The organism is Pseudomonas sp. LS2P72 (genome assembly GCF_054897865.1).
On sequence record NZ_CM142708.1, the window covers coordinates 61384 to 74140 of the forward strand.

Here is a 12757-nt window from a genome sequence, read left to right on the forward strand (position 1 = left end):
TAGCGCTTCCGAAAACCGATCGCGAGCAGGCTCGCTCCCACAGGGTCAAGTGTTCACAGATCCCCTGTGGGAGCGAGCCTGCTCGCGATGGCGTCAGTCCAGTCACCACCCTATTCAGCTCAGTTTGAAGCTACCCATCTGCCGCGCCAAATCATCCGCCAACCGCTGCAACGTCTGACAATCCTCACGGCAAGCCCTGACTTCCCCTGCCGTCGCCCGCGCCAAATCAGAAATCCCCTGCACGTTCCGGTTGATCTCTTCCGTCACCGCCGACTGCTCTTCGGTCGCCGCCGCCACCTGATGGTTCATGTCGCTGATGCGCTCGACCTGCCCGGTGATCGCCGTCAATGACGCCCCGGTGCGTTGGCTCGACTCGACGCCCGTGCCGGTCGCCGCTTGCCCGGAATGCATCGACGACACCGCGTTCTCCGCGCCTTGCTTGAGGCTGCCAATCATCTGCTGAATCTCATCAGTCGACGACTGCGTCCGCCGCGCTAACGTCCGCACTTCATCCGCCACGACCGCAAACCCACGCCCCATGTCCCCGGCCCGCGCCGCTTCGATGGCCGCGTTGAGCGCGAGCAAATTGGTCTGCTCGGAAATCCCGCGAATCACTGCCAACACCTGATCGATGGACGCCACCTGATGGGCCAACTCGCCCACCGCACTGGCAGCGAGGCCGATTTCATCGGACATACTTTCAATATGCCGGATCGACCCGCCCACCACTTCCCGCGCCTGCATCGCTTCATCGCGGGCAGTTTGCGAAGCCACGGCTGCGCTACCGGCGTTCTGGGCGATTTCCTGCACGGTCAGGCCCATTTCGTGGACGGCGGTGGCAACCATGTCGGTCATTTCCTGCTGCCGGCCGGAGCGTTCTGCGGTGTTGTCCACCACCCGCGCCACCTGGCCGACTGCCGTGCGTAATCGCTCGCTGGTGGTCAGCACTTCACCGATCATGTCGCGCTGACTTTCAAGGAACCGATTGAAGCCGCGAGCCAGGTCACCCAGTTCATCGGCGCGGCTGGAATCTAACCTGTGGGTCAAATCTCCACCACCGCTACCGATGGCTACCAGTGCCGCTGTTACCTGACGAATCGGTCGCACCAATCCACGGGCCAACCACACCACCAGCATCAGGCAAACCAGCGCCACCGCCAGGCCGATGCCGCTGCTCATCCACATGGCGCGGCGGGCTTCGGCGTAGATCTGCGACTGTGGCACTTCGGCCACCAAGGTCCAGCCCAAATCCCGCAACGGCAGGCTCAATGCCAGGAAATCTTCGCCATCGCGATCGAAGCTGCTTTGGGTGGCAGCTTGTTGGCCCATGACGGCTTGCGCCGCTGGGGTGCCAATTTGTTCGGCCAACGTACGTTTGCCGCTGAACTGCGCTTCGGGGTGAACCTGGATCAAACCGTCGGAACGCACGAGATAGACCTTGCCGCGCTCACCGAAGTTGAAGTTGTGGATCAGCTCCGACAACTCTTTCATGCTCAGGCCGAGCCCGGCAACGCCCACAACTTTACCCGCCTGCTCGACCTTGAAGTCGATGAACAGGGCCAATTCGCCGGTGGCGGTGTCATTGTCGATGTTGAGGGTGCGCGGCTGATTGCTGTCGAGGAAAGCATAGAACCAGGCGTCCTTTGGATTGGAGCGACTGAGGGTCCGGTCCAGGCCTTTTTCAGTGAAGTAATGGTTGGACGCGGCGCCGACAATAATGGCGGTAAAGGCTTTGTGCTCGGCGCGGATGCCTTCCAGATAGGTGACGAAGGCGTTGGTCTGGGCGCTGTTTTCACCCCCGGCGAGCCAGTCGCGCACCATGCTATTGCTGGCGATGTCCTTGGCGGCAGTGAGGGGTTGAACGAGTATTCGCTCGATGTCGTTGCGCATCGCTTCGATGCTCGACGGTAGCGCTTGCTCGACCAGATAGCGCTCGGCGAGACGGTTGACCACGAGGGTATAAACGCCAACCACGATCAGAATACTGACCAGCAGGGCGGTGCCCATGCTCAGGATCAACTGCCATTGAATACTGCGTCGCCAGAACTGCATGGAGCACCCCCAAAGAATAAGAGGCTGAAACGCTGCAACAGCCGTGCCGATTGTATACAACTCAAACGACAATTTATTCTTTGGTTGTGCGCAAAGCCGATCAGGCCTGATTGATCGTCTTGGAGATCACTTCAACCGTGGCGCTGACTTGCTCTTGGTAACGGTCGAGTTCCTGCTTGTGCTGTTTCTGCATTTCGATCTGCTGGGAGCACAGATTCATCGCGGCCAGCACCAGCAAGCGGTCACCGATCAGAGTCGGGTACTTCTTTTTGGTGTCGGCCAGGGCAGCCTTCAGCATTAACGCGGCGTCCAGCAGGGTTTGCTCTTCCCCGGCCGGCGCCTTGATCGAATAGTCCTCCCCCAGGATCGAGACGACTTTTACCCCTGCGGCGCCGTGATTCATGCGCTGACCGGGCCGGCGCTGACGCGCTCAACCAGGGCCTGAATGCGTGCAGCGGTGGCACCTTGTTTCTCTTCCTGTTCCATCAGGCTCAGCTGCAGGCTTTCGTTTTCATCCTTGGCCTGGGCCAGTTCTGCGCTCAGGGTTTGGTGGGTGCCGAGCAGGGTCTGGTTCTGTTGCACCAGGTCGCTGACCAGCTGTTCCAATTGGCTTAGGGATGCTTCCAACATTTTGATTTTCCGGGCATTTTCAAAGGGCGCGTACGATAAAGAAAAGTCATCACTGACGCCAGGGTTATTCGGGCGCAAGGCCTTGATTTTGCTGGCGGGCGACCTTCCTCGCGAACTTTAAAGACTGTGTTTGGCGGATCTGGTTCCTGCACTTCGTCGCCGGAGCCTTTGCGCGACAAAAACGCGCAGGGGCTCAAGACTTTAGTCGTATGACCGATAAGTCATCCATACGTCAGTCTCAGCGCCGCACGGATGCGCTCATTTCGGTAAACACCATGTCCCTTCGTAATATGAATATCGCGCCACGGGCGTTCCTCGGTTTTGCCCTGATTGGCGGTTTGATGCTGGTTTTGGGGGTATTTGCCTTGAACCAGATGAGCAAGATTCGCGGCGCCGCCGAGGACATCACCTCAACCAGCGTGCCGAGCATCAAAAGCCTCGACGAGTTCACGCAACTCACCCTGCGCCTGCGGGTGTTGTCCTACCGTTTGCTGGTGAACCGCGAGCCGGACGTTCAACAAAAGACCATGGACCTGCTGGAAACCCGCAATCAGCAGATTCGTGCCGCTCAGGCGACATACGAAAAACTGATCAGCAGCCCGCAGGAACGTTCGGCCTACGACCAGTACGTGCAGTTGCTCGGCCAGTACCGTCAGATCGAAGACCGCATGAAGACCCTGTCGCGCAACAATCAGGTGGATGAGCTGCGCACCCTGCTCAACACCGATTTGCTGACCAACTCCGAAGCGGTCAATGCCGTGTTGAACCGCCTGATGGAGATCAACACTCAGCAGACCCTCGACACCAATCAGCGAGCTGCCGACCAGTACTCCTCGGCGTTCGATCTGGTGGTAACGCTGCTGGTGATCGCGACCGGCCTGACGTTGTTGTTCGCCTGGTTGCTGACCAACAGCATCACCAAGCCAATCGCCAATGCCCTGAGCGCCGCCGAAGAAATTGCCGAAGGCAACCTGACTCGCCCGATCACAGTCGACGGTGAGGATGAAGCCGGCCGCCTGCTGCTGGCCATGTCGAAGATGCAGGACAAACTGCGCGACACTCTGCAACGGATTTCCGGCTCCGCCACGCAACTGGCGTCCGCCGCTGAAGAGCTCAACAGTGTCACCGACGAAAGCGCCCGCGGCCTGACCCAGCAGAACAACGAAATCGAACAGGCCGCCACCGCGGTCAACGAAATGACCAGCGCTGTGGAAGAAGTCGCGCGCAATGCGGTCAGCACGTCTGAAGCCTCGAAAAACGCCACCACCTCCGCCGGTGATGGTCGTGACCTGGTGCAGGAAACCGTCAGCGCCATCGAACGTATGAGCGCCGACGTGCAAAGCACCGCGACCCTGATCGGAGACCTGGCTAATGAATCCCGTGACATCGGCAAAGTGCTGGACGTGATTCGCGGTCTGGCTGACCAGACCAACCTGCTGGCATTGAACGCAGCCATCGAAGCGGCCCGTGCCGGTGAGGCCGGTCGTGGTTTTGCCGTTGTGGCGGACGAGGTCCGTGCCCTGGCGCATCGCACCCAGCAGTCGACCAGCGAAATCGAACGCATGATCGGTAGCATCCAGAGCGGTACCGAGCACGCGGTGGATTCGATGCGCAACAGCACCGAGCGCGCCGAGTCGACGTTGAACATTGCTCGTGGTGCTGGCATGTCGCTGGACACTATTAATAGCGCCATCGTCGAAATCAACGAACGCAACCTGGTCATCGCCAGCGCTGCCGAGGAGCAGGCACAGGTTGCCCGCGAAGTGGATCGCAACCTGGTGAACATTCGTGATCTGTCGGTGCAGTCGGCGACCGGGGCGAATCAGACCAGTGCTGCGAGCAATGAGTTGTCGCGGTTGGCGCTGGACCTGAACAATATGGTTGGGCGGTTTAGCCTGTAGATTTGCAATGGTCTCAAGAGCCACCCCTCACCCCAGCCCTCTCCCCACGGGGGAGAGGGGGAAAGGGAGCCGATCAGGGATTCTTCAAATCCTGAGTTCGACTTGAGTTTTTCAAGTCGCAATATTTCGCACAAACACCTCGGTCAGTCCCCTCGCCCCTCGCCCCTCGGGGAGAGGGGAAAGGGGAAAGGGGAAAGGGAGCCGATCAGGGATTCTTCAAATCCTGAGTTCGACTTGAGTTTTTCAGGTCGCAATATTTCGCACAAACACTTCGGTCAGTCCCCTCGCCCCTCGGGGAGAGGGGGAAAGGGAGCAGATCAGGGATTCTTCAAATCCTGAGTTCGACTTGAGTTTTTCAAGTCGCAATATTTCGCACAAACACCTCGGTCAGTCCCCTCGCCCCTCGGGGAGAGGGGAAAGGGAGCCGATCAGGGATTCTTCAAATCCTGAGTTCGACTTGAGTTTTTCAGGTCGCAATATTTCGCACAAACACTTCGGTCAGTCCCCTCGCCCCTCGGGGAGAGGGGGAAAGGGAGCAGATCAGGGATTCTTCAAATCCTGAGTTCGACTTGAGTTTTTCAGGTCGCAATATTTCGCACAAACACCTCGGTCAGTCCCCTCGCCCCTCGGGGAGAGGGTTAGGGTGAGGGGGCCGATCGCAAGCCGAACAAAAAACCTGAACACCACACCGTCAAAAGCTTTTTGACAGCATCACATTTCAACAGGTTAGAATCGCTGGCACGCAGACTGCATGGTCAGTTTGCGCCCGCCTTTCAGCTTTCTGGAGTACTGCCTTTGAATGCGACGACCATCAACAGCCTGTTCTTGATCGGCGCGTTGCTGGTAGGTGCGAGCATTCTGGTGAGCTCACTTTCATCGCGCCTCGGTATCCCGATTCTGGTGATCATCCTCGCGGTGGGCATGTCGGCCGGCGTCGATGGCGCCGGCATTGTTTTCGATAACTACCCAACGGCTTATCTGGTCGGCAACCTCGCCCTGGCCGTCATCCTGCTCGACGGCGGCTTGCGCACCCGGGTTTCCAGCTTCCGCGTGGCATTATGGCCGGCGCTGTCGCTGGCGACGGTCGGGGTATTGATCACCACCGGGCTGACCGGCATGGCCGCCGCGTGGCTGTTCAACCTGAACCTCATTCAAGGCCTGCTGATCGGCGCTATTGTCGGTTCAACCGACGCTGCGGCAGTGTTCTCCCTGCTCGGTGGCAAAGGCCTGAACGAACGGGTGACCGCCACTCTCGAGATCGAGTCCGGCAGCAACGACCCGATGGCGGTGTTCCTCACCGTGACCCTGATCGACATGCTGGCCAGCGGCCAGACCGGTCTGCACTGGAGCCTGCTCGGGCACTTTATGCGGGAGTTCGGTATCGGTGCTGTCATCGGTCTGGGCGGCGGCTGGGTCATGCTGCAACTGGTCAACCGCATCCACTTGGCCACCGGCCTGTATCCGATCCTGGTCATTGCCGGCGGATTGGTCGTGTTTGCCCTGACCAATGCCTTGCACGGCAGCGGCTTTTTAGCGGTTTACCTGTGCGGCCTGGTCATCGGCAACCGCCCGGTGCGCAGCCGTCACGGCATTTTGCACATGCTCGACGGCATGGCCTGGCTGGCGCAAATCGGCATGTTCCTGGTGCTGGGGCTGCTGGTGACGCCCCACGACTTGTTGCCGATTGCCCTGCCCGCTCTGGGCCTGGCGCTGTGGATGATTCTGTTTGCCCGGCCGCTGTCGGTAATGGTCGGTCTGCTGCCGTTCAAAGCGTTCCATGGGCGCGAGAAGGCGTTCATTTCCTGGGTCGGGTTACGCGGCGCGGTCCCGATCATCCTGGCGGTGTTCCCGCTGATGGCCGGCCTGCCCAACGCCCAACTGTATTTCAACCTCGCCTTCTTTATCGTGCTGGTGTCGCTGCTGGTGCAGGGTACGAGCCTGCCGTGGGTGGCGAAGCTTTTGAAAGTGACCGTTCCGCCGGAGCCGGCACCCATCTCCCGCTCAGCCCTGGAAGTGCACGTAACCAGTGAGTGGGAGCTGTTCGTTTATCGCCTCGGTGCCGAGAAATGGTGCATCGGCTCGCCCCTTCGCGAGCTGAAAATGCCCGAAGGCACCCGGATTGCAGCCCTGTTTCGTCGTCAGCAACTGCTCCATCCGTCGGGTAGTACGGTGCTCGAAGTCGACGATTTGCTGTGCGTAATCGGCCATGAACATAACCTTCCAGCCCTCGGAAAACTCTTCAGTCAGGCACCGCAGCGGGGCCTCGATTTGCGCTTCTTCGGCGACTTCGTACTCGAAGGAGACGCCCAGCTGGCCGCGGTTGCGGCGCTGTACGGGTTGAAAGTGGAAGGCATCGATCCGGACATGTCGCTCGGCCACTTCATTGCCCAGAAAGTGGGTGGTGCCCCAGTAGTCGGTGACCAGGTGGAGTGGAACAACACCATTTGGACCGTTGCAGTCATGGAAGGGAACAAGATCGGTAAAGTGGGCGTCAGATTCCCCGAAGGAAGTCGCCCCGGCCCGGGCTTGTTCCTCTAAACTCCACACTTCGTCTCGCTTTCGATCGGTCTCTATGTCAACCCTGCGCACGTTTATCATCACGGCCCTGCTGGGCTTGAGTCTTTCTGTCGGTACATTGCAAGCGGCCGAACCGCCGTCCAGCGAAGCCGTGCAGGCGAACCTGAACAAGATCGCCGACCGCAAATTGCCGGAAGCCGATCAGAAAGCCCTGCAGAGCATTCTGCAAAACACGCTGACACAGCTCAACAACCAGCGTGATTACGAGCAGAAACTGGCCGATCTCAAGCAGCAACTGGCCAACGCCCCAAAGCAGAACATCGAGAACCAGCGAGAACTGACCAAGCTCAAAGCCTCCAAAGTGCTGCCAGTACCGCAGCGCTATGCCAAAGAGCCTATTCAGCAACTGGAGCAAATGCTCACCGAGCGCTCCACCCAGCAAAGCGATCTGCAGAAGGCCTTGGCCGAGGCTAACAGCCTGGTGATTACCGCCCAGACCCGCCCCGAGCGCGCACAGGCCGAAATCTCCACCAGCCAGACACGCATCCAGCAAATCAACAACATCCTCAAGGCCGGCAAGGACGCCGGCAAGACCTTGACCCCCGAGCAACGCGACCTGCTCAACGCCGAACTCGCGGCACTGAATGCCCTGATCCCGTTGCGTCGCCAGGAACTGGCCGGCAACAATCAACTGCAGGACCTGGGCAATAGCCAGCATGACTTGCTTTCGGAAAAATCCGATCGTCTGGATCAGGAAATCCAGGAGCTGCAAACCCTGATCAACCAGAAGCGCCTGGCCCAGTCCCAGGAGACGGTGACGCAGCAGTCCATCGAAGCGCAGAAGTCCGGTGGCAGCAGCCTGTTGGCGACCGAAAGCGCGGCCAACCTGAAACTCTCGGACTACCTGCTCAAGAGTACTGACCGCCTCAACGAAGTCACCCAGCAGAACCTGCAGACCAAGCAGCAACTGGACAACGTGACCCAGAGCGACTCGGCGCTGGACGAGCAGATCAACGTGCTCAAGGGCAGCCTGCTGCTCTCCAAGATTCTCTACAAACAGAAACAGGCCCTGCCACTCCTCAAGCTCGACCGTGACCTGGCCGACCAGATCGCCGACATTCGCCTCTATCAATTCGAAGTCAGCCAGCAACGGGAACTGCTCAGCAACCCGGCGACCTACGTCGACAACCTGCTGTCGACTCAGCCTCCCGAGCAAGTCACCCCGCAATTGCGCAAGAGCCTGCTGGAACTGGCCACGACCCGCGCTGACCTGCTGGAGCGGCTGAACCGCGAACTCAGCGCGGTGCTTAACGAATCCATCACGTTGCAACTCAATCAGAAGCAACTGCTCAGCACCGCGCAAAGCCTGCGGGCGACCCTCGATGAGCAGATGTTCTGGATTCCCAGCAACAAACCACTGGACCTTGAGTGGATGCGCGCCGTACCGGAGCGCCTGGAACGTCAGGTCACCACGCTGCCGTGGGCGTCCAGCCTGAGCGAATTAAGTGACGGCCTGACCCAACGGCCGCTGCTGTTCCTGCCCCTCGCGCTGTTGATCGGTGCTCTGCTGTGGCGGCGCAAAAGCCTGTATGCCCGACTGAGCAAAGTTCACCAGGACATCGGCCACTTCAAACGCGACAGCCAGTGGCACACGCCGCAGGCAATCCTGATCAACATTTTGCTGGCGATGCCGGTCTCCCTGGGCCTGGCGTTGTGTGGCCTGGCCTTGCAAATCGACGCCCGCGGACAGAATGCGAACATGGGCGCAGCGCTGCTGCAAATGGCCCAGGCCTGGCTAGTGTTCTACACCGCCTACCGAATCCTCGCGCCGGGTGGCGTGGCCGAACTGCATTTCCGCTGGGAAAAACCTCAGGTCGAATTCCTTCAGGGCTGGGTCCGTCGACTCGGGCTGGTGGTCATGGCCTTGGTCGCGGTGGTGGCAGTCGCCGAGCTGCAACCCGCGACTCTGGCCGAAGACGTACTCGGCATGCCGGTGGTGCTGACCTGCTACGCGCTGATGGCCTGGCTGCTCAGCCGCCTGCTGATCAGCAGCCCGACTCACCAGAACGCTTCGCTGTTCCGCAAGGCCGTAGGGGTCATGTTCACCGTCCTGCCTGTCGCGTTGTTCGTGGCGGTGTGCTTCGGCTACTACTACACCGCGCTGAAGCTCAGTGACCGATTGATCAACACCCTTTACCTGCTGATGTTCTGGCTGGTGATCGAGGCCACCTTCGTGCGCGGCCTCAGCGTTGCGGCACGCCGCCTGGCCTACCAGCGCGCCCTGGCCAAACGCCAGGCCGCGAAAGAAGCTGGCGATGGCGAAGCAGTGATCGAAGAGCCAACGCTGGACATCGAGAAGGTCAACGAACAGTCCCTGCGCCTGATCCGCCTGGCGCTGCTTGGCGGTTTCATCGCGGCGTTGTACTGGGTCTGGTCGGACCTGATCTCGGTGTTCTCCTACCTGGACAACATCACCCTTTATGAATACACCAGCGGCACCGGCGCCAACATGAGCATGGTGCCGATCAGCATTGGCGACATGCTCGGCGCGCTGATCATCATCGGCATCACCTTCGCCCTCGCGCGCAACTTGCCGGGGTTGCTGGAAGTATTGGTGCTGTCGAAGCTGAACCTGGCTCAGGGCAGTGCGTACGCCACCACCACCTTGCTGTCTTACGTGATCGCGGGCATCGGTTTCGTCTCGACCCTGTCGACACTCGGAGTGAGTTGGGACAAGTTGCAATGGCTGGTGGCGGCGCTGTCGGTGGGGCTTGGCTTCGGGATGCAGGAAATCTTCGCCAACTTCATCTCCGGGATCATGATCCTGTTCGAACGTCCGGTGCGGATCGGCGACACCATCACCATTGGTAACCTGTCCGGTACGGTGAGCAAGATCCGCATCCGCGCCACGACCATCACCGACTTCGACCGCAAGGACATCATTGTCCCGAACAAGACGTTCATCACCGGGCAACTGATCAACTGGTCCCTGACCGACACCATCACCCGAGTGACCCTCAAGCTCGGTGTCGATTACGGCTCGGACCTGGACCTGGTCAAGGAATTGCTGCTCAAGGCCGCGCGCGATAACCCGCGAGTGTTGAAAGACCCGGAACCCCACGTGTACTTCCTGAACTTCGGCGAAAGCACCCTCGACCACGAGTTGCGCATGCATGTGCGCGACCTCGGCGACCGTAACCCGGTGCTCGATGAGGTCAACCGCTTCATCAATCGCGAGTTCAAGAAGCAGCGCATCAACATCTCGTTCCGGCAGATGGAGGTTTACCTCAAGAACCTTCACGGCCAGGAATACAAAATGGTGCCCATCGAGCCTGAAGCCAAAACCATCGTGCCGCTGGTTGATAGCAAATCCCCGCTAGAGCCACCCTCGGCCAAGCTCGACTAAGCGGCTTATCCCTAGCAGAATGCTCGGACATTCTGCTGGAGATGGCCCTTGAAAGCCCTCGACGAACTGACCTTCGATAATCGTTTCGCCCGCCTGGGCGATACGTTTTCCACCCACGTGCTGCCCGAGCCGATCGACAACCCGCGCCTGGTGGTGGCCAGCCCCGCCGCCATGGCACTGCTCGATCTCGACCCTGCCGTGGCCGAAACCCCTGAGTTCGCCGAACTGTTCAGCGGCCATAAGCTCTGGGCTGACGCGATCCCGAGGGCGATGGTCTATTCAGGTCATCAGTTCGGCTCCTACAACCCACAGCTGGGCGATGGCCGAGGTCTGTTGCTGGGCGAGGTCTACAACGAGGCCGGCGAGCATTGGGACCTGCACCTCAAGGGTGCCGGCCAGACGCCTTTTTCGCGCATGGGTGACGGGCGGGCGGTCCTGCGGTCCTCGATCCGCGAATTTCTTGCCTCCGAAGCGCTGAATGCCCTGAACATCCCGACCACCCGCGCCCTATGCGTGATCGGCTCCGACACGCCGGTGTGGCGCGAGAAGCAGGAACGCGCGGCCATGGTCCTGCGCATGGCGCCAAGCCATGTGCGTTTCGGACATTTCGAATATTTCTACTACACCAAACGTCCCGAGAAGCAGAAAGAACTCGGCGATCACGTGCTGGCCATGCATTTCCCGGAATGCCTGGAACAGCCGGAACCGTACCTGGCGATGTTTCGCGAAATCGTCGAGCGCAACGCCGAACTGATCGCCAAATGGCAGGCCTATGGCTTCTGCCACGGCGTGATGAACACCGACAACATGTCGATCCTCGGCATTACCTTCGACTACGGCCCGTTCGCCTTCCTCGACGACTTCGACGCCCACTTCATCTGCAACCACTCCGATGACCAGGGCCGTTACTCCTACAGCAACCAGGTGCCGATCGGCCAGTGGAACCTTAGCGCCCTCGCCCAGGCCCTGACGCCGTTCATCAGTGTCGAAGCCCTGCGTGAAACCCTCGGCCTGTACTTCCCGCTGTACCAGGCCCATTACCTGGACCTGATGCGCCGCCGCCTCGGTTTCACCAAGGCCGAAGATGATGACCAGAAACTGCTGGAGCACCTGCTGCAACTGATGCAGAACAGTGGCGTCGACTACAGCCTGTTTTTCCGCCGTTTGGGGGAAGAATCACCTGAACTGGCCGTCGCCCGCTTGCGCGATAACTTCGTCGACATCAAAGGCTTCGATGCCTGGGGCGAGCTCTACATCGCCCGGGTAAAGCGTGAAGGCGAGGTTGATCAGGAACAACGCCGCAAACGGATGCATGCGGTCAATCCGCTGTACATCCTGCGCAACTACCTGGCGCAGAAAGCCATTGATGCGGCGGAGAGCGGCGACTATTCAGAGGTTCGTCGGTTGCACGCGGTGCTGAGTAATCCGTTCGAGGAGCAGCCGGGGATGGAGAGCTATGCCGAGCGGCCGCCGGAGTGGGGCAAGCATCTGGAGATCAGTTGCTCTTCGTGAGCCCGGTCAGATAAAGGTCTCCACCGACACTCCGAAGCGCTCGGCCAACCAGCGGATCTGCCGCAGGTTGAGCTGACGCTTGCCGCTCAAGATCTCGGATACCACCGATTGGGTGCCGACGCCGGGCAGATCGCCCTGGTTCAGACCGTGTTCGCGCATCATATAGCCGAGAACGTCTACACCGCTGGGCTTCGGCATTGGGTGATGCTTGTGATCCCAGTCTTCAATCCAGTCACCAATGATATCCACCAGACTCATCAGCGGATGCGACTCATCATCGCCCGTCATCTCGAGCAACTCGTCTAGCGCCTGCGCCAACATGTCATAGTCATCTTCATTTTCTGGTTTGCGCAGCACAGGCGAGACAAACTCCCAATGCTCGGCAGCTCTTTTGATCAGAACACTCATGCTTTTTCCTCCTTCCATTTTCCGCGGTCATATTCGCGGTGATCCAGCACATGCTTGATATAAAGCTTTTGCGATCGATACCTGACAAAAGCGATCAGCCGCAACTTGTTGCCACCGATATCAAAAACGTGAAATTCACCCACCTTGTCGATAGCAGGAAATAGGGCCCGCATCGCCGCGAAATCCGACGGTTTGCTTCCTTTGGCCACTTGATACCAATGATCCAATGCGGAAGCTGTCTTTGGCCATTTGGTCTTGGCTTCACGTATTCGTTTTTCGGTGATGACATGCATGCAACATCCTTATCGCATTCTGCTATGGGGAGTTAATC

At 59.5% G+C, this 12757-nt stretch carries 8 protein-coding genes and 3 pseudogenes; 5 read left to right on the top strand and 6 right to left on the bottom strand.

Translation table 11 applies throughout. The annotated features are described in order from the left end of the window. Positions 1–114: 114 nt before the first annotated feature. The 4 genes and pseudogenes from ACYZUA_RS00220 to ACYZUA_RS00235 form a co-directional block, all read right to left on the bottom strand. Positions 115–960, bottom strand: coding sequence for a methyl-accepting chemotaxis protein (locus ACYZUA_RS00220; protein ID WP_461964158.1), 846 nt, complete (start codon positions 958–960; stop codon positions 115–117). Between the two features lie 69 nt (positions 961–1029). Beyond that, positions 1030–2052, bottom strand: a pseudogene (locus ACYZUA_RS00225) (cache domain-containing protein); the annotation flags it as partial. Between the two features lie 100 nt (positions 2053–2152). Further along, positions 2153–2455, bottom strand: a complete 303-nt coding sequence (locus tag ACYZUA_RS00230) for a cell division protein ZapA (RefSeq protein WP_129439108.1) — start codon at positions 2453–2455, stop codon at positions 2153–2155. After that, entirely contained in the window at positions 2452–2682 is a 231-nt protein-coding gene (locus tag ACYZUA_RS00235; protein WP_282379813.1) for a hypothetical protein, read from the bottom strand. Before ACYZUA_RS00235 ends, ACYZUA_RS00230 begins: the two co-directional genes overlap by 4 nt. 341 nt (positions 2683–3023) lie before the next feature. Between ACYZUA_RS00235 and ACYZUA_RS00240 the strand changes: the two are divergent. From ACYZUA_RS00240 to selO, 5 genes and pseudogenes are all read left to right on the top strand, one after another. Beyond that, a pseudogene (locus tag ACYZUA_RS00240) lies at positions 3024–3680 on the top strand (MCP four helix bundle domain-containing protein); the annotation flags it as partial. A 303-nt stretch (positions 3681–3983) separates the two neighbouring features. Beyond that, a pseudogene (locus tag ACYZUA_RS00245) lies at positions 3984–4583 on the top strand (methyl-accepting chemotaxis protein); the annotation flags it as partial. 795 nt (positions 4584–5378) lie between these two features. Next, positions 5379–7121: a potassium/proton antiporter gene (locus ACYZUA_RS00250; protein WP_461961631.1), complete on the top strand. Its 1743-nt coding sequence runs from the start codon at positions 5379–5381 to the stop codon at positions 7119–7121. A 34-nt stretch (positions 7122–7155) separates the two neighbouring features. Next, positions 7156–10506, top strand: a complete 3351-nt coding sequence (gene mscK, locus ACYZUA_RS00255; RefSeq protein WP_461961632.1) for a mechanosensitive channel MscK — start codon at positions 7156–7158, stop codon at positions 10504–10506. Between the two features lie 48 nt (positions 10507–10554). Further along, positions 10555–12018, top strand: coding sequence for a protein adenylyltransferase SelO (gene selO / locus ACYZUA_RS00260; protein ID WP_461961633.1), 1464 nt, complete (start codon positions 10555–10557; stop codon positions 12016–12018). Positions 12019–12024: 6 nt separating this feature from the next. Here selO and ACYZUA_RS00265 read toward each other — a convergent pair whose 3' ends face one another. Beyond that, positions 12025–12426 (bottom strand): helix-turn-helix domain-containing protein, encoded by a 402-nt coding sequence (locus tag ACYZUA_RS00265; protein WP_461961634.1) that lies wholly within the window; start codon positions 12424–12426, stop codon positions 12025–12027. After that, complete coding sequence (locus ACYZUA_RS00270) at positions 12423–12719, bottom strand: type II toxin-antitoxin system HigB family toxin (protein ID WP_461961635.1); 297 nt, start codon at positions 12717–12719, stop codon at positions 12423–12425. Before ACYZUA_RS00270 ends, ACYZUA_RS00265 begins: the two co-directional genes overlap by 4 nt. Positions 12720–12757: the final 38 nt, after the last annotated feature.

Excerpts from the sequence above, each read along its gene's own strand:
- ACYZUA_RS00220 (WP_461964158.1), bottom strand. The coding sequence starts at position 960 with ATGATCGGTGAAGTGCTGACCACCAGCGAGCGATTACGCACGGCAGTC.
- ACYZUA_RS00230 (WP_129439108.1), bottom strand. The coding sequence starts at position 2,455 with ATGAATCACGGCGCCGCAGGGGTAAAAGTCGTCTCGATCCTGGGGGAG.
- ACYZUA_RS00235 (WP_282379813.1), bottom strand. The coding sequence starts at position 2,682 with ATGTTGGAAGCATCCCTAAGCCAATTGGAACAGCTGGTCAGCGACCTG.
- mscK (WP_461961632.1), top strand. The coding sequence starts at position 7,156 with ATGTCAACCCTGCGCACGTTTATCATCACGGCCCTGCTGGGCTTGAGT.
- ACYZUA_RS00265 (WP_461961634.1), bottom strand. The coding sequence starts at position 12,426 with ATGAGTGTTCTGATCAAAAGAGCTGCCGAGCATTGGGAGTTTGTCTCG.
- ACYZUA_RS00270 (WP_461961635.1), bottom strand. The coding sequence starts at position 12,719 with ATGCATGTCATCACCGAAAAACGAATACGTGAAGCCAAGACCAAATGG.